At 73.3% G+C, this 16,667-nt stretch carries 15 protein-coding genes; 8 read left to right on the top strand and 7 right to left on the bottom strand.

The features are described 5' to 3' along the window. Positions 1-103: 103 nt before the first annotated feature. The 7 genes from ACZ4UX_RS23170 to ACZ4UX_RS23140 all read right to left on the bottom strand — a co-directional run bounded on the left by ACZ4UX_RS23170 (position 104) and on the right by ACZ4UX_RS23140 (position 5,943). Entirely contained in the window at positions 104-664 is a 561-nt protein-coding gene (locus tag ACZ4UX_RS23170) for a hypothetical protein (protein ID WP_465708044.1), read from the bottom strand. 366 nt (positions 665-1,030) lie between these two features. Then, the gene (locus ACZ4UX_RS23165) at positions 1,031-1,285 is read right to left on the bottom strand and encodes a hypothetical protein (protein WP_352297048.1); all 255 of its coding nucleotides are present in this window, start codon (positions 1,283-1,285) and stop codon (positions 1,031-1,033) included. Continuing rightward, complete coding sequence (locus tag ACZ4UX_RS23160) at positions 1,282-2,442, bottom strand: inorganic phosphate transporter (RefSeq protein WP_465708043.1); 1,161 nt, start codon at positions 2,440-2,442, stop codon at positions 1,282-1,284. Before ACZ4UX_RS23160 ends, ACZ4UX_RS23165 begins: the two co-directional genes overlap by 4 nt. A 368-nt stretch (positions 2,443-2,810) precedes the next feature. Further along, positions 2,811-3,998, bottom strand: coding sequence for a C40 family peptidase (locus ACZ4UX_RS23155; RefSeq protein ID WP_465708042.1), 1,188 nt, complete (start codon positions 3,996-3,998; stop codon positions 2,811-2,813). Between the two features lie 324 nt (positions 3,999-4,322). Next, complete coding sequence (locus tag ACZ4UX_RS23150; RefSeq protein ID WP_465708041.1) at positions 4,323-4,583, bottom strand: hypothetical protein; 261 nt, start codon at positions 4,581-4,583, stop codon at positions 4,323-4,325. Beyond that, the gene (locus ACZ4UX_RS23145; protein WP_352297059.1) at positions 4,580-4,891 is read right to left on the bottom strand and encodes a DUF6247 family protein; all 312 of its coding nucleotides are present in this window, start codon (positions 4,889-4,891) and stop codon (positions 4,580-4,582) included. The genes ACZ4UX_RS23150 and ACZ4UX_RS23145 overlap by 4 nt, the downstream gene beginning before the upstream one ends. Before the next feature lie 326 nt (positions 4,892-5,217). Beyond that, positions 5,218-5,943, bottom strand: a complete 726-nt coding sequence (locus ACZ4UX_RS23140; protein ID WP_465708040.1) for an SDR family NAD(P)-dependent oxidoreductase — start codon at positions 5,941-5,943, stop codon at positions 5,218-5,220. Positions 5,944-6,048: 105 nt separating this feature from the next. Between ACZ4UX_RS23140 and ACZ4UX_RS23135 the strand changes: the two genes are divergently transcribed. The 8 genes from ACZ4UX_RS23135 (at position 6,049) to ACZ4UX_RS23100 (ending at position 16,528) form a co-directional block, all read left to right on the top strand. Next, entirely contained in the window at positions 6,049-6,888 is an 840-nt protein-coding gene (locus ACZ4UX_RS23135; RefSeq protein ID WP_465708039.1) for a LysR family transcriptional regulator, read from the top strand. A gap of 634 nt (positions 6,889-7,522) precedes the next feature. Further along, on the top strand, positions 7,523-10,225 hold the full coding sequence (gene lanL, locus ACZ4UX_RS23130) for a class IV lanthionine synthetase LanL (RefSeq protein WP_465708038.1): 2,703 nt from the start codon (positions 7,523-7,525) through the stop codon (positions 10,223-10,225). A 5-nt stretch (positions 10,226-10,230) separates the two neighbouring features. Next, complete coding sequence (locus tag ACZ4UX_RS23125; RefSeq protein WP_329491624.1) at positions 10,231-10,350, top strand: ALQxL family class IV lanthipeptide; 120 nt, start codon at positions 10,231-10,233, stop codon at positions 10,348-10,350. 29 nt (positions 10,351-10,379) lie between these two features. Next, entirely contained in the window at positions 10,380-10,499 is a 120-nt protein-coding gene (locus ACZ4UX_RS23120) for an ALQxL family class IV lanthipeptide (protein WP_465708037.1), read from the top strand. A gap of 346 nt (positions 10,500-10,845) precedes the next feature. Beyond that, the gene (locus tag ACZ4UX_RS23115) at positions 10,846-11,622 is read left to right on the top strand and encodes a hypothetical protein (protein ID WP_465708036.1); all 777 of its coding nucleotides are present in this window, start codon (positions 10,846-10,848) and stop codon (positions 11,620-11,622) included. A 668-nt stretch (positions 11,623-12,290) separates the two neighbouring features. Next, a complete protein-coding gene (locus ACZ4UX_RS23110; protein WP_352297078.1) occupies positions 12,291-13,244 on the top strand; it encodes an ABC transporter permease in 954 nt (317 codons plus the stop codon). Positions 13,245-13,292: 48 nt separating this feature from the next. After that, positions 13,293-14,378 carry an ABC transporter permease gene (locus tag ACZ4UX_RS23105; RefSeq protein ID WP_465708035.1) on the top strand — a complete coding sequence of 362 codons (1,086 nt, stop codon included), beginning with the start codon at positions 13,293-13,295 and terminating at the stop codon, positions 14,376-14,378. Continuing rightward, positions 14,375-16,528, top strand: a complete 2,154-nt coding sequence (locus ACZ4UX_RS23100; RefSeq protein ID WP_352297084.1) for an ABC transporter ATP-binding protein — start codon at positions 14,375-14,377, stop codon at positions 16,526-16,528. Before ACZ4UX_RS23105 ends, ACZ4UX_RS23100 begins: the two co-directional genes overlap by 4 nt. Positions 16,529-16,667: the final 139 nt, after the last annotated feature.

The following is a 16,667-nucleotide window of genomic DNA, read 5'->3' as shown; positions in this document are numbered from 1 at the left end:
CACCCCGGCGCACCGTTCGCCCGGACGGCTGCGGGGCGCCGCCGGGTGCACGGCCCGTCCCGGCCACTCCGACGACCGGGCTCGTCCGAACCGGCGGGCTCTCTCAGGATTCCAGGGCAGGGCCCTCGGGGGTGGCGGCGAAGGCGGCCAGTGCCGTGAAGTCCTCGGGGCCCAGGCCGGTGCGGGGGTTGACGTGGTGCAGCAGGGTCCGCCGCCCGAGCCGAGTGGCCAGGACGTGGGTGTGATCGGCCTCGGTCTGCTCGTCGTCGACCCAGGCGAAGGCCCGGCCGGCGGCGTGGGAGACGAGAGGGACGGACTTCCAGTGGACACCGTCCGGGCGCTCCCGCATCAGGGCCTCACCGAAGTCGACGAACGGCAGGGCCGGGAGGCCGAGGACGGGGCCGATCCACCTGTTCGCGTCGCCCATCCAGGCGGTGGCCCAGCGCAGCTCGAACCCGAGGGACAGCAGGGCAGCGCCGTGGGCCGGATTGAGCCACACCGTCGCCGGTCGCTCGTACGACCGGGGGCCTCCCGCTGCGGAGGAACGGCGGGCCTCGGGTGGCAGGTGGACGGTGACGTAGCCCTCGGGGCACGTACCGGACGGCGTCGCGTACGGGTTCAGGGGACCGTCGACGTCCAGGAACAGCAGTGGTCGTCGGCTCACGGTGCCCCCCGGCGCGGTCGGTTCGCTCACCGGAGCCTATCCCGACCGGTGGACGCCGCCCGGTCCACCACCGCCGGTTCCGTGCCGGAAGGGGGTAGCCGGTCCGACCGTGGATCCGCCCGCGCCGGGCCTGTCAGTGCCCCGGAGTAGGTTGCGACGCATGAGCCCAGTGAACTCCGAGGCCGCCCGTCAGCCGGCCGGCACCCGTCCCCGTTGTCCCGCCGTCGCCCCGGGGCGCGCCGCCGACGGGCGCCAGTGTGCCGCCCGCGCCACCGTCGAGGTCCTTCCGCTGTGGGCCGCCCCCTGGTCCCTCACCGCGCGGCCCCCGGCGGCGGGGTGACGCTCCCTCGCCCGCGGCGCGGCCGTTCAGCTGTGGTTGACGATGACGAAGATGCCCCAGGCGATCGCGGCGAGCACGGTGGCGAAGCAGAGTACGGCCACGGCCCAGCCGACCGGTCCGACAGCGGCCGGGGGGCCGGTCACGGCAGACCGCCCGGCGGGGCGGGCCGACGGGTTGAGGGCGCGCAGGCCGAGGGCGAACAGGGCCGGCAGGCCGGCTCCGGCGACGAGGCCCACCACGACGATCCCCCACAGTGCGTCGAGGTTGATCCAGGAGTTCACGAGGCCACCTCGCCGGCGTCCGGGGCCGGGACCAGCGAACCGGTCCAGGCCTCGTTGACGTTCTCCGGCGTCACCGCCACGGCCGGCCGGCGGGAGGCCGCGAAGAAGGCGATCGAGGCCAGGACCAGCACGATGAAGATCACTACGACGCCGAGGGTCCCGCCGATCCCGTGGGCGGCCCAGTAGGTCGCGGCGCCGACCGTCGCGGAGGCCGGCAGGGTGAGCAGCCAGGCCACCGCCATGCGGCGGGCGGTGTTCCAGCGCACCACGGCGCCCTTGCGGCCGACGCCGGCGCCCAGGATCGACCCGGTGGCCACGTGGGTGGTGGACAGCGAGTAGCCGAAGTCGGTGGAGGAGAGGATCACCGCCGCCGAGGCCGACTCGGCGGCCATGCCCTGCGGCGACTCGATCTCGATGAGTCCCTTGCCCAGCGTCCGGATGACCCGCCAGCCGCCGAGGTAGGTGCCCAGCGCGATCGCCATCGCGCAGGAGGTGATCACCCAGGTCGGGGAGGTGGCGCCGGCCTGGAGGGTGCCGTTGGCGATCAGGGCCAGGGTGATGACGCCCATGGTCTTCTGCGCGTCGTTGGTGCCGTGGGCGAGCGAGACCATCGAGGCCGAACCGATCTGGCCGATCCGGAAGCCGTGGTCGCGCGGGCCGTGGGAGACGTCGCGGGTGAGCCGGTAGACGAGGTGGGTGCCGACCACCGCGACCGTCCCGGCGATGAACGGCGACAGGGTGGCGGGCACGATCACCTTGGAGACCAGCCCCTGCCACTTGACGGCCGAGACCCCGGCCGCCGCCATCGTCGCCCCGACCACGCCGCCGATGAGCGCGTGCGAGGAACTGGAGGGGATGCCGAGGTACCAGGTGGTCAGGTTCCACAGGATGCTGCCGGCCAGTCCCGCGAAGACCACCACCAGGGTCACGTCGGCGCTGTCGACCAGACCGCTCGCGATGGTCGCCGCGACGGCGGTCGACAGGAACGCGCCGACCAGGTTCAGCGCCGCCGAGAGGGCGACCGCCACGCGTGGACGTAAGGCGCCGGTGACGATCGAGGTCGCCATGGCATTGCCGGTGTCGTGGAATCCGTTGGTGAAGTCGAAACCCAGCGCGGTGGTGACCACCAGGGCCAGGACCGCGTCGTTGCCCGTCACGGAGCCGAACCTAGCTTCCGGCCCGGCCGGACCGGCCGTGGACGAGCCCGGCGCGCCGGGGTTTCGACCGGACGGGGCCCGGCGGCACGCCGTCGCCGGACCCCCGGGCGCAAAGCACGGCCGTGCCGGCGCCGCCCTCCTCGGGTGATCACCACACGGGGCTGTCGGTTGCTGCGGGACGGGCCCGTTCCTCCGGCGGTCCTGCCCGTCGGTGCGGACACGGCTTCGCCGTGGCCCCGCTGCCCCCTCCCAAGGAGCACGCCGCCGGCCACCCGCCGGAGCAGCGCCTCGCTACGGTGTTGCCCACGGGCGGCCGACCCGTGGCGCCAGGGGCGGTACCGAGGCACGGCCGCCCCGGCCGGCGCGGCTCAGGCCGGGCGGACCGCGCCCATGTACGGCATCACGCTGATCGGGAGGACCTCGACGTTCTTCCCCTTGCGCGGAGCGTGGATCATCTTGCCGTCGCCGATGTAGAGGCCCACGTGGTGGATGTCGTCGTAGAAGAAGACGAGGTCACCGGGCTGGAGGTCGCCCCGGGCGACGTGCGGGCCGGACTTCCACTGGTCCTGGGATATCCGGGGGAGCTTGACGCCGGCCGCGCGGTAGGCGGCGCCGGTGAGGCCTGAGCAGTCGAAGGAGTTCGGTCCCGTGGCGCTCCACTCGTAGGGCTTGCCGAGCTGGGCGGTGGCGAACCTGACGACGTCGGCGGCCCGGCCGCCCGCGCTCGCCGGAGCGGGTCCGGCGGCGGCTCCGGCGGGGGCTTCGGCGGGGGTTCCGGCAGGGGCTCCGGCAGGGGCGGCTCCCGCCGGGGTGGCTCCGGCGGCCGGGCGCGTCGCGGGAGCCGCGGCGGAGCCCTGCGCGGGCCGCTCGGCAGCGCGCGCGGCGCGGTCGGCCGCAGCGGCCTGCTGGGCGGCGGCCTTGGCCTTCTCGGCGCTCTCCTGGGCGTTGATCCTGGCCCGGTCCTCGGCGCTGAGCTTGTTGAGCAGGGCCTCGGCCTCGGCGAGCTTGGCCTGGATCTGCTTCTTCTCCTCGCCCAGCGACGCGCCCGCGGCGTCGAGTTGGGCGAGCATCGCGGTGGCCTCGGCGCGGTCCTGGTCGAGCTTGCGCTGCGCGTCACGGGCCTGCTTCAGCAACGCGGCCTGGCTGTCGGCGACCTGGTTCTGCACGGCCGCGCGCTCCAGGTAGCCGGCCGGGTCGGAGTCGAGCATCAGCTGGACGCCCGGGCCGATGCCGTTGCTGCGGTACTGCTCACCGGCCACCGCGCCGAGCGAGGTGCGCAGTTCGTTGAGCGAGTCCTGGCCGCGGGCGACCTTGTCCTGGATGCGGTTGGCGTCGGCCTGGAGCGACTGCCGCTTCTCCTGGAACCCGTTGTAGCGCTCGATGGCCTGCTCGGCCTCCCCGTTGAGCCTGTCCACCTGCTCCTTGACGGAGGCGAGGGTGGGCGCCGGCTCGGCGTGCGCCGTCCCGGCGGCGAGCACCGCGCCGCCGGCCACGGCCGTGGTGAGGACAGCGAGACGGGCCCGGCTCGGACGGCTGGGTTTGCGGTGATTTCCCATGGCGGCGGGCTCCTTCGGGGGACGGAACGTCGAGAACGGTGCTCCACGGCCGTTCCCTCTACACCACGGGGAACGAGGGGTTCCGCCACTTCGGTTCGACGGATGCCGTCGTTCTGGTCCGTCGGCCTGGCCCGCCCGACCGTCCACGGAGCCATGGCCGGCCACCGTCCGGAGGACCGGAGCGTCGCCGACCGATGTCCAGAGCGACCGTCGGGCGCGGCCCGTTCGGGCCGCCGTCGCCGTGAGGGTCGACCCCCGCCGTGAAGGTCGACCGTCGCCGTGAGGATCGACCCCCGCCGTGAAGGTCGGCCGGATCCGCGGAGGTCAGCCGAGCCAGACGACGTCGATGACGTGCAGGCGCCCGGCCGGGCGGTTCACCAGGTAGACGAGGCTGAGCTGGCCGACGGAGGCGCAGCGGACGTCTTCGCCTTCGAGGTCGGTGGCGTCCCACTGCGGCCACCCCCAGGGGGTGCGGGAGGCGATGTCCAGCAGGTCGCGGACCGTCCGCTGGGCGTGTGGGGGGAGGTCGACGAAGGTCTTGGCCGCCTGCGGTGACAGGCGGGCCGGCCAGACGCGGTCGTTCACCGGTCCGTCCCGGTGAGTTCGGCGAGGTCGATCCCGTCCTCGTCGTCCGGGCCGGTGGCGACGAACGCGTCGACCACCGGTGCGCTGTCCAGACGGACCCGCCAGGTCCGGACCACGTGGTGCAGCGGGGAGAGGTCGTAGGTCTGACGCGAGTCGTCGAGCGCCTTGGCCCAGTCCCGTTCGAACGCCGGCAGCCACCTGGCTGCCCGCTCGGGCGGCTCGGCGTGGATACGGGCGAGCAGTCGGGCGGCGGCACGCGGCGCCGGAGCCGCCGGCGCGGCGGGAAGGTGGTCGGGCTGGGCGCTCAAAGGGTCCTCCACTTCGCTGCCGGTCACGGTACGGCAATCGGTGCGGCCGGCGGCGGGACCTCAGCCGGATCTCCCCCGACGTTGGCCGATTCGAGTGCGCCGACAGCCGACGATCGGGGCCGGTCGCGCCGGGGGGTCGGCGGCCATCGGGCAGGCGCTCGCGCACGTCGAGGAGGGCTGCGGGCAGGGCTCGGTCAGACCCCACTGCCGTTCGGTGAGTTGGCTGCGCGTCACATCCGACAGGCCTTCGGGTTCTGCCCCGGAGCGGGGGCAGAACCCGGCGGACCGATCACCGCGTCACCCAGGTCCTGGGGCCGGAGCGCCTATTACCAGGGCACTGTTCCGCCGTCGTCGAAGAATCCGCCGGTCGGTCCGTCGTCGGGCAGGGTCGCGAGGTGGACCGCGATCGCCGCGCCCTGCTGGGGCGTGCGGACGCCTCGGAAGCCGTTGAGGTCGGTGGCGGTGAAGCCGGGACAGCCCGAGTTGATCAGGATGTCGGTGTCGCTCAGTTCTCTGGCGTACTGGACGGTGACGGCGTTGAGGAAGGTCTTGGACGCCAAGTACGCGACGGGGACCGGGCCCATGTCGATGCCGGGCGTGGTCTGCAGGGTGAGCGAGCCGACGCTGCTGGACATGTTCACGATCCGCGGCGACGCCGAGCGGCGCAGCATGGGCAGCATCGCGTTGGTGACGCGGATGACCCCGATCACGTTGGTCTCCACGACGGCGCGCACGGTCGCGGGATCGACCGTGGTGGGCGTCTGCGGCATGACGCCGGTGATCGCCGCGTTGTTGACCAGGACGTCGAGCCCTCCGGCACGGTCGGCGATCAGCTCGGCCGCGGCGGCCACGCTCGCGTCGTCCGCCACGTCGAGCGGAACGCCGAACGCGTCGGCCCCGGCCGCGCGCAGCTTCTCCACCGCGGCGTCGCGGCGCTGCCGGTCCCGCGCGCCCACGCCGATCCGCCAGCCGAGGGCGCCCAGGCCCGCCGCGATCTCGAATCCGATTCCCTTGTTCGCACCGGTCACCAGCGCGATCGTCTGTTCTGTCATGTCGTCAAGCGTGGTGCGGACCCGGGTGGGACGTCCAAGACCGACTGGGTGGGCGGCGATACCCCACGGATATCGGCCGTGGTGAGCGCCGGATACGATGCCGCGGTGGAGACGCGGGAGCTACGGTACTTCGTCGCCGTCGCCGAGGAGTTGCACTTCGGGCGGGCGGCGCAGCGGCTCGCCATGGCGCAGCCACCGCTGTCGCGGGCGATCCAGCAGCTGGAGCGGCGGCTCGGAGTGGTGCTGCTGCACCGCACCGCCCGCGCGGTCGCCTTGACCGAGGCCGGGTCGGTACTCCTGCGGGAGGCCCGGACCGCACTCGACGCGGTCGAGGCCGCCGAGCGCCGCACCCGCCGCGCAGCTGCCGACCTGCCCGGGGTGGTGCTGGCCACGAAAGCCGGCGCGTCCAGCGAACTGTTGTCGAAGCTGCTGGCCGCCTACGCCGCCGAGCCCGGCGCGGTGGCCGTCGAGGTGATGCTGTGCGGGCCCGGCGAGCAGGAGGGGCTGCTGCGTGACGGGCGTGCCGACGTCGCCCTGCTCCAGCGGCCCTTCGACACGACGGCCGGGCTGGACACCGAGGTCCTGCACAGCGAACAGCAGGTCGTGGTCCTGCCCGCGGGGCACCCGTTGGCCGGCCGCCCCCACCTGTCGATGGCCGAGGTCACCACCCTGACGGACCTGCCCCTGCCCCGCTGGCCCCGACGGGGCGGGGGCTATCGGGACGGACCCGGCCCGCAGGTGCGCGACCACACCCAGCTGTTCCAGCTGATCGCGCTCGGACGGGCCTGCGCGGTCGTGCCCGAGTCCCTCCGCGCCCACCTGCGCGACGATCACGCGACGGTGCCGGTGCCGGACGCACCGGCGGTCACGACGGTCATCGCCTGGCCACCGCACAGCAGATCCCGAGCCGTCGCCGACCTCGTCCGCACCGCGGCACGCCTCTAGCCGACGGCACGCGCGGGTGGCCGGAGGGTCGGTGTCCCCCGTGGGTGCCGAGGACGGCTCCGCCACCCCCGCGGGTCGGGGGACTCCTCTCCCGGATCTGCCCGGCCCCCGCCCCGCGCGGACGGGCCGCCCGGGCGGTTCATCGCGCGGACCGGGCGCCGGGAGCGTCGACAGGCCCGACGGCGCACCGCGCCGGGCCGGGCATCTCCCGGCCCGTCCGGGCTCCCCGGCCGGCGTCTCGGCCACCCCCGGTACGGCTCGGCCCGATCGGGCCGGGCAGGAGCGGAACCGGCCCCCCGGTACGAAAACAACCCACTCCTCGCCTCGCCGGCCGACAGTTTCCGAACCTGCGCGCGATTCCCGCTCCGCGCCGGGAACGGGCACGTCAACCCGCCCCCGCCCGCCGGCCGTGGCGGCCGACGGAGCCGTTACGGCACCACGCGCCCCGGCGGACCCACCGGACCCGGCCCGGGGTCGGGACCGTTCGGCGAGCCGTCGACCGGCCCCATGGGGGTTCACGGCCGGAAGATACGTGGTCGTCCCCCATGAACCGGATGTCCCCGCGCCGCCAGGATCGGCGATGCGCTCGGAGGCCGACCGGCTCCGGCAGGGCTCCACGGACGAAGGAAGAACGATGGCAGAGGGGCAGACGGCGGGTCAGGGCTCGGCGGATCCGTACGCCACGTTCTACCCCGACCTGATCGGGGCGGTGCTGCGCCGTCAGGGCGCGCGGGGCTGGACCGTCACTCCCGGGGACTTCTGGTGCCACGTCCGGCCGGACGACGCCGGCCTCGGCCGCCGGCAGGGCTGGAAGCTGCACGTGTCCGCCACCCCGCTCTCCGCCCCGACGGTGCTGACCCGGGCCGCCGAAGTGCTCGTCGCCGCCCGGGCCCCGTTCAAGTGCGCCGGTACACCCGGCCGGCTGACGGAACTCGTCTCCGCCCGCTACGACCGGGGCGGCGGCGGGAAGTTCATCACCGTCTACCCGGACGACGACGACCACTTCCGCCGGCTCGCCGAGGAACTGCACCGGGCCACCGCGCACCTGCCGGGGCCGGGCATCCTCTCCGACCGCCGGTACCGGCCGGACAGCCCGGTCCACTACCGCTACGGAGCCTTCCGTGGCTCCCCCCGGCTCACCAACGACGGTTCGGTCGAACCCATGCTGCAGGCGCCGGACGGGACCTTCGTCCGCGACCGGCGCACGGCCGGGTTCACCCCGCCCGCCTGGGCCGCCTCGCCGCTCCCGCTCCCGCTCCCCGACACTCCCCCGGCCGCCCCCGGGACGAGCGTGCTGCTGAACAACCGCTACGTCGTGCACAAGGCGATCCGGCACGCCTACAAGGGCGGCGTCTTCCTCGCCACCGACCGGCGGACCGGCCGGGAGGTCGTCGTCAAGGAGGCCCGCCGGCACGTCGGGGCCGTCCTCGAAGGCACCGACGCCGGCGACCTGCTCGACCACGAGGCCGCCATGCACGCCCTGCTCGCACCGCTCGGCCGATGTCCGCAGGTCGTGGAGGTCTTCGGCCAGGGCGGCAACCGGTACCTCGTGGAGGAGCTCGTCGCCGGGCGCACCCTGCGCGCCTGGGTGTCCGAGCGGCTTCGCCCCGACCGGGCCCCGGTGCTCGACCTGGCCGGGCAACTGCTGGACGTCGTCGCGGCCGTCCACGAACTCGGCCTGGTCCTGCGGGACTTCAATCCCAACAACCTGATGGTCACCCCGGACGGCGAGGTCCGCCTGATCGACCTGGAGTCCCTCGCCCGCCCCGGGGACCACGTCCTGCGCTTGCACACCCCTGGCTTCGGCGCGCCCGAGGTCGTCGACGGCGCACCGAGCGGCCCCGCCCCCGCGCCGGAGTCCGACCTCTACAGCCTCGGCGCCGTGCTGTGCCACCTGCTGACCGGTACCGACCCGGCGCTCGCCCCGGACCGCGGGGCGGCCCGCGGCCGGGACGAACGGACCGCCGCCCTGCTCGCCACCGCGCTCGCCGACCGCCCGGACCTCACCGACCTCCGCCCGCTCGTCCTCGGGCTCATGACCGAGGACCTGAACGACCGCTGGAGCCTGGCGAAGGCCCGCGCGGCGCTCGCCGCGCTGCCCGCCGCCACCGCGGCCGCCCCGGGGAGCGGCGCCGTCCTGGACGACCGGACCGCGCGACGGCTGCTCGCCGACGGGCTGACCCATCTGATGGACACCATGACCCCGCAGGACCCGGTACGGCTCTGGCCCGCCGGCCCCTCCGGCGAGGGGACCGACCCGCTGAACGTGCAGCACGGTGCCGCCGGCGTCCTGTCCGTCCTCACCGCAGCCGCCGCCCACCGCGCCGACCCGCGGCTGCGGGCCACCGTCGCCGAGGCGGCGCAGTGGATCGCCGCCCGGGCCGGGACCGGCGGACAGCTGCTGCCCGGACTGCACTTCGGCCGCTCCGGCACCGCCTGGGCACTGCTGGACGCGGCCCGGCTGCTCGGCGACGACGGCCTCGCCGCACACGCCGCCCAGCTGGCCCGCGCCGTCCCGCTGCGCTGGCCCAACCCCGACGTCTGCCACGGCGTGGCCGGCGCCGGCCTGACCCAGCTCCACTTCTGGCGGACCACCGGCGACGAGGAGTTCCGCCGACGCGCGGTGACCGCCGCCGAACACCTGCTGACCACCGCCGCGCAGGGCCGCTCCGGTGTGGTGTGGCCCGTCCCGGCCGACTTCGACTCCGAACTCGCGGGCATCACCCACCTCGGCTTCGCCCACGGCGTCGCCGGCGTCGCGACCTTCCTGCTCCTCGCCGGACTCGCCGCCGAACGGGAGGACTTCGTCCACGCCGCCCGGGTCGCCGCCGAGACGCTGCTCGCCACCGCACGGGTCCGCGACGGCGCCGCCGCCTGGCCGGTCGAGGACCGCGGCGCCGACGCTCCCGCCCACGCGCCCCACTGGTGCAGCGGCGCCTCCGGCATCGGCACCTTCCTGATCCGCCTCTGGCAGGCCACCGGGGACCCGCGCTACCGCGAGACCGCCGAACAGGCCGCGGCCGAGGTGTACCGCTGGCGGTGGCAGAGCTCACCGGCCGCCTGCCACGGCCTCGCGGGAAACGCCGAGTTCCTCCTCGACCTCGCCGACGCCCTCGACGAGCCCCTCCACCGGCGCCGCGCCGAGGAACTCCTCGCCTGCGCCCACGCACGCCACGTCGTCCACGACGGGCTGCTCCTGATCCCCGACGACACCCTGACCAGGGTGGGCGTCGGTTACAACACCGGACTCGGCGGGCCCCTCGGCCTGCTGGTACGGCTCCACCACGGCGGACCGCGCCTCTGGCTCCCCGCCCCCGACCCGGCCGAAAGGAGGTGACCACCATGACCGAGGACGTCAACGCCCTGCAGCTGCTCGACAGCGAGGAGCAGACCACCACCGGCTACATGTGCTTCCCGTTCAGCATCTTCCAGTGCGGCAACTGGAGCATCAACGACATGTGACAACTCCCCCTCCACAGAAGGAGAACACCATGACCGAGGACGTCAACGCCCTGCAGCTGCTCGACAGCGAGGAGCAGACCGGCAGCGGCTACATCTGTTTCCCGTTCAGCATCTTCCAGTGCGGCAACTGGAGCGTGGGCGACAACTGAGCCTGACCCCGGGGTGAAGCAGCACGCCACCCCCGGCGACACCCCACCCCCGGTGCGGGTGACCGAGCCCCCTCGGTCACCCGCACCGGCCCCGTTCCGGGGCCCGAACCTCCGGCGCACACCCACCCGCACGGCGCTGCCTCCGGGGCTCCTCCACGAGATCGGGTGCGAGGCCGGTGCGGTGGGGGCGGACATCGGTACCCTGCCGTCATGTCCCGCCATGACGTCCGCCGCCGCGCCCGTGGAGCCGTCACGGACTGTGCCGGGCCCCGGCCGCGCGGCGAGGTCAGCGGGAAGCCGAGTTCGCGCCGCCGCGGCTGACCGCGCGACGTACGTCCTGACGGGGGTGTTCCAGATGCTGCGCCGCTGGTGGTTCCTCGACCTGCTCCGGTCCGAGGAACGGCGGTCCCGGCCGCCCGGCCGCCGGGAGTCGAAGGAGGCCGGTGAGGTCGTCCTGCGCGAGTGGCAGGTGCTGCGCGACCGGCTGTCCGCCATCGCCGCCGAGCGGGTCGCCGCGGCCGGGGACCTCTTCCGGGCGGCCGAGCTGAGCCCGCCGCCCGAGGAGACCGTGACGCGCCGCGACTACCTGTGGGCGCTGGAGGCGTACGACGCCGCCGGGCGGCTGCTCGACGAGGCGCTCGCCCGGCCGGACGACACCGACCTGCCCGATCTGACCGCCGTCGTGGTCCTCGTCGACCAGGCGGTCGAGCGGCTGGCCGCCGCGCACACCGCCCACGCGGGCGGGCGGCGCCGGCCGCCGGTGGTCCGCTGCTTCTACAACCCGCTGCACGGCCCGGTCGTCCCGCCCGCCCAGGGCGGCAAGGGCGGGAAGGCGTCGCGCAAGGCCCGGCACCGGCCGACCGTCGGCGCCCGGGAGGCCGCCGCGGACCGGCGCCCGGCCTGCGCGTCCTGCCGCAACGCCATCCTGGCCGGGCAGAGCCCGGACGTGCTGCCCGCACTGCTGCCGGCACCGGCCCGGCGCCGGGGCACCGGTCCGGTGCTGGTGCCGTACTACACGATCCCGCAGCAGTGGTCGCCGTGGTCGGCCACCGGCTGCGGGGCGTACGACGAGGGGACGCCCGCGCTGGTCCTGCGCGGCGGCCACCGGCGGCCCCGCACCTGAACAGCGCGCTCCAGAGCGCCGCGTACCGGAGCACCGCGCACCGATGCACCGCGCGCCAGAGCACGCCGCGCCAGGGCGCCCGTCCCGGTCGACCGAAAATGATCGCGCCCGACGCGCACACGTCAACTAAGGTCGACGGGAGACCACCGTGCCGCAACCGTCCCGACGCTCCCGCGACACCGTCCCGTGGGGCCGGAGTGACAGCTGGGAGGCGGTGAAATGACTGCTCGATCAGGCAGCTCACGGCGTCCGTTTGTTGGCGAATCCTCGCCACTGGCGGGACATGCACGAACATAACCGGACAAACGCTTCGACCGGTGGAACCATGCGTTCCGGGAGCCCCTGAGCCTGCAAAACCCCTCGTGGCCTGCGACTCGGACCGAGGAAGCCATGGTCAAAGAGGGCCGTCACCCAAAGGACTGAACCCTTCTTTACCTAACCTTTGACAAAGCGTCAGTCGACAGCCCTCCGCCCGGTCAGCAAGATGTGCATCCGAGCCGCCTGACAGTGGCGGCCGACCTTTCCGACCATCCGTCCGACATCAAAGACGCTCCACGGCAGTCCGCGCACGGTCCTCCGTCCTCACGGACCCCGGAGTCCTGTTCCGTCGGTGGGCGCGGGTCCGCACGAGGGAGAGAACCGCCTTGGGCCGCTACATGCTCCGCAAGTTGGCCAACTATTTGATACTCGTCATACTTGCGGCTTCTCTCTCGTACTTCGTCGCGGGGCTCAGCCTGCACCCGCAGGCGAACTACGAGGGCCGCAACCCCCCGTTGGCCAAGGCGACCATCAGCAAGACGCTCGACGACGTCAACATGAACCCCGACACCCCGATCGTCAGCCGCTTCGGCACCTGGGCGAACGGTGTGATCCACGGTGACCTGGGCAAGTCGATCGACGGCTCGCCGGTCAACAGCGAGGTGGGCCGCCGGATCGGCGTCTCCACCCGGCTGCTGCTGCTGGCGACCCTGGTCGGCTCGGTCGGCGGCGTCGCGCTCGGCACCATCGGCGCGATCAAGCAGTACAAGTTCTTCGACCGGTTCACGACCCTGGCCTCGTTCTTCGTCCTCGCGATGCCCGTCTTCGTGCTCGGCCTCTTCCTGAAGCTGCTGACGATCAAGTTCCTGGGCGCCGGCACCATCCACTTCACCGGTGAGACGGACGCCGAGTTCGCCGGCCGCTGGGACTTCGCCGCCCTGGGCAACCGGGCCGAGCACATGCTGCTCCCCGGCCTGACGCTGATCCTCATCCAGATCGCCCTGTACAGCCGCTACCAGCGCAGCACCATGCTCGACGTCCTCGGCAGCGACTTCCTGCGCACCGCCCGGGCCAAGGGCCTGCGCCGGCGCACCGCCCTGGTCAAGCACGGCCTGCGCACGGCGATCCTCCCGGTGGTGCCGCTGCTGGTGTTCAACATCGTGCTGCTGTTCGTCGGTGCGACCTTCACCGAGAAGACCTTCGGCTGGCACGGCATGGGCGAGTTGCTGATCAACTCCATCACCCGCAACGACGTCAACACCACGTCGGCGGTGGCCCTGTTCACCGCCGGCCTGGTGCTGATCGCCGGTCTGCTGTCCGACCTGCTCTACGCGGCGCTCGATCCCCGGGTCCGGGTGCGCTGACGCACCCCACCCCGCCGAGCACCCCAACACCCGTAGAGGAGAGAGAACATGAGCGCCGACCAACCCGCCCCCTCGAACACCTCCGCCGCCGGCGGCGAGGCGGTCTCCGCCCTGGCCGCCGCCACGGCCGGTGTCCCGCAGACCCCGGCCGCCGCCGCCCCGAAGTCCCCCGCCGCCGCCCGCAAGCGGACCGGCCGGGGCCGGCTCACCGCCCGCCGCTTCGCCCGCAACAGGCTCGCCCTCGTCGGCCTGGGCATCCTGGTCGTGCTGTTCGTGGCCGCGTACGCCGGCCCGTCGTTCAGCAAGTACGACTACCGCTTCCACGACTACATGGCCTTCAACGCGCCGCCCGGCGGGAACCACTGGTGGGGGACCAACCAGGGCGGCCAGGACCTCTTCGCGCTGACCATGCGCGGACTGCAGAAGTCGCTGGTGATCGGTCTGCTGGTGGGCGGCATCAGCACCGTGGTCGCGGGCTTCGTCGGCGCCTTCGCCGGCTACTACGGCCGCTGGATCGACAAGGGCCTGACCTGGTTCGTCGACCTGCTGCTGGTCCTGCCGAGCTTCCTGATCATCGCCGTGCTGTCGCCGATCTTCCGCAACTCCAGCTGGCTGATCTTCGTGGTCCTGCTCGCGGCGTTCAGCTGGATGATCACCGCACGGGTGGTCCGCAGCATGACGCTGACGCTGAAGGACCGGGAGTTCGTGAAGGCCGCCAAGTACATGGGCGTCCCCGGCCCGGTCATCATCATCCGGCACATCCTGCCGAACATGGCCTCGCTGCTGATCATTGACACGGTGATCCAGGTCGGTGCTGCGGTCATCGGCGAGAGCGGCCTGTCGTTCTTCGGCTTCGGCGTGCAGGCACCGGACGTCTCGCTCGGCACGATCATCGCCGACAACACCACCAACGCGCCGACCTTCCAGTGGCTGTTCTACTTCCCGGCCACCTGCCTGGTGCTGATCGGCATCGCGGTCGCGTTCGTCGGCGACGGTCTGCGCGACGCCTTCGACCCGACCTCCGGCGGGGCGAAGTCGAAGGGGCGCCGCCGCAGGGCCCTCGCCGAGCGCAACGCCGCCCGCCGGGGCGCCACGCTCCCCGGCGGCACCCGGGACGTCGTGAGTTCGTCATGACGGACGCGCTCCAGCCCCCGCAGCCCGACACCAGCACCCCCGGTACCAAGGAAGGACTCCGACCGGTGACCGACACCCGGCTGGACAAGCCGCAGCCCGTACTCGAAGTGACGGACCTTCAGGTCTCCTTCCCCAGCGAGGCCGGCGAGGTCCGCGCCGTCCGCGGCGTCTCCTACGCCGTCCGCCCGGGCGAGGTGCTCGGCATCGTCGGCGAGTCCGGCTCCGGCAAGTCCGTCTCCTCGATGGCCGTGCTCGGGCTGCTGCCCGAAGCCGCGGAGGTCTCCGGTTCGGTCCGGCTCGGCGGCCGTGAGCTGCTCGGCCTGTCCGACAACGAGCTCTCGAAGATCCGCGGCAAGGACATCGGCATGGTCTTCCAGGACCCGCTGTCCGCGCTCACCCCGGTCTACTCGGTCGGCACCCAGATCGTCGAGGCGCTGCGGATCCACCAGGACATGACCAAGGAGCAGGCCCGCACCCGGGCCGTCGAACTCCTGGACGTGGTGGGCATTCCGGACCCGAAGCGCCGGGTGGACAACTTCCCGCACGAGTTCTCCGGCGGCATGCGCCAGCGCGCGATGATCGCCATGGCGATCGCCAACGACCCCAAGGTGATCATCGCCGACGAGCCCACCACCGCCCTCGACGTGACCATCCAGGCGCAGGTCCTGGAGGTCCTGAAGAAGGCCCAGGACGTCACCGGCGCGGCGATCGTGATGATCACCCACGACCTCGGCGTGATCGCCGGCTTCGCCGACCGCGTCCAGGTGATGTACGCGGGCCGGGCCGTCGAGTCCGGCGGTGTCGACGAGGTGTACTACCGCCCGCGGATGCCGTACACCATCGGACTGCTGGGCTCGATCCCCCGGCTGGACAACACCGGGCGCCGGGCCCTGACCCCGATCGAGGGCACCCCGCCGTCGATGGTCGAGCTGCCCGAGGGCTGCCCGTTCGCGGCCCGCTGCCCGATCGCCGTCGAGCGCTGCCGCGAGGTGGAGCCGGCGCTGTCGGTCAAGGAGGGCAACACCCACCCCACCGCCTGCCACCGCAGCCACGAACTGGCCGGCGCACTGGACCCCGCCACCATCTACCCCGTGCCCGAACTCCCGGCCGCCGTCACGCTGGAGAGCGTGCCGCGCGAGCAGCGCCCCAAGGTGCTGGAGATCGACGGGCTGACCAAGCACTTCCAGCTCACCCAGGGCGCCGTGATCAAGCGCAAGGTGGGCGTGGTCAAGGCGGTGGACGGCATCACGCTGGACATCCGCGAGGGCGAGACGCTCGGCCTGGTCGGCGAGTCCGGCTGCGGCAAGACCACCACCCTGCTGGAGATCCTGGACCTGCCCAGCGGCCAGGCCGGCACCGTCACCGTGTTCGGCAAGGACGTCCGCGGCCTCGGCCGGGCCGACCGCAAGGCGCTGCGCCGGGACATGCAGATCGTGTTCCAGGACCCGATGGCGGCCCTGGACGCCCGGATGCCGATCGGTGACATCCTGGCCGAGCCGCTGCGCACGCACCGCTGGGACAAGGAGCGGATCGCCGCCCGCGTCCCCGAGCTGCTGGAGATGGTCGGCCTCAACCCCGACCACGCCGACCGCTACCCGCAGGAGTTCTCGGGCGGCCAGCGCCAGCGCATCTCGATCGCCCGCGCGCTCGCCCTGGAGCCCCGCCTCGTCATCCTGGACGAGCCGGTCTCCGCCCTCGACGTCTCGATCCAGGCGGGCGTGCTCAACCTGCTGGACGAGCTCAAGGTGAAGCTCGGTCTGAGCTACCTGTTCGTCGCCCACGACCTGTCGGTGGTCCGGCACATCGCCGACCGGATCGCCGTGATGTACCTGGGCCGGATCGTCGAGCTGGGCGACTCCCGGTCCATCTTCGACGCGCCCTCCCACCCGTACACGCAGGCGCTGCTCTCCGCCGTCCCGCTCCCGGACCCGCGCCGGGAACGCGAGCGGACCCGGATCCTGCTCAGCGGCGACCTGCCCAGCCCGGCCAACGTGCCGACCGGGTGCCGGTTCCGCAACCGCTGCCCGAAGCACCCGGCGCTGAGCGAGGCCGAGCAGCAGCGCTGCCGCGACGAGGACCCCGGCAACAGCAGGCTCTCCGACGACCACGTCGCCGCCTGCCACTTCGCCGCCGCCCTCGAAGTGATCTGACCCCACGATCCGACCCCCACGAAAGGGGGCCGGGCCCGGCGGAACCACCCGGTCCGGCCCCACCCGCAAGTCCGCAGTGCCAACCCTCCAGCACCTTCCGCTCCGGCGGCCCGCTGGGTCCATCCACCCTTCCGCACAC

The organism is Kitasatospora sp. NPDC028961 (assembly GCF_055564815.1).
This window is presented reverse-complemented; position numbering and strand designations above follow the sequence as displayed.

Coding starts and splice junctions, on each gene's coding strand:
- ACZ4UX_RS23155 (WP_465708042.1), bottom strand. CDS start 3,998: ATGGGAAATCACCGCAAACCCAGCCGTCCGAGCCGGGCCCGTCTCGCT.
- ACZ4UX_RS23140 (WP_465708040.1), bottom strand. CDS start 5,943: ATGACAGAACAGACGATCGCGCTGGTGACCGGTGCGAACAAGGGAATC.
- lanL (WP_465708038.1), top strand. CDS start 7,523: ATGGCAGAGGGGCAGACGGCGGGTCAGGGCTCGGCGGATCCGTACGCC.
- ACZ4UX_RS23125 (WP_329491624.1), top strand. CDS start 10,231: ATGACCGAGGACGTCAACGCCCTGCAGCTGCTCGACAGCGAGGAGCAG.
- ACZ4UX_RS23120 (WP_465708037.1), top strand. CDS start 10,380: ATGACCGAGGACGTCAACGCCCTGCAGCTGCTCGACAGCGAGGAGCAG.
- ACZ4UX_RS23105 (WP_465708035.1), top strand. CDS start 13,293: ATGAGCGCCGACCAACCCGCCCCCTCGAACACCTCCGCCGCCGGCGGC.
- ACZ4UX_RS23100 (WP_352297084.1), top strand. CDS start 14,375: ATGACGGACGCGCTCCAGCCCCCGCAGCCCGACACCAGCACCCCCGGT.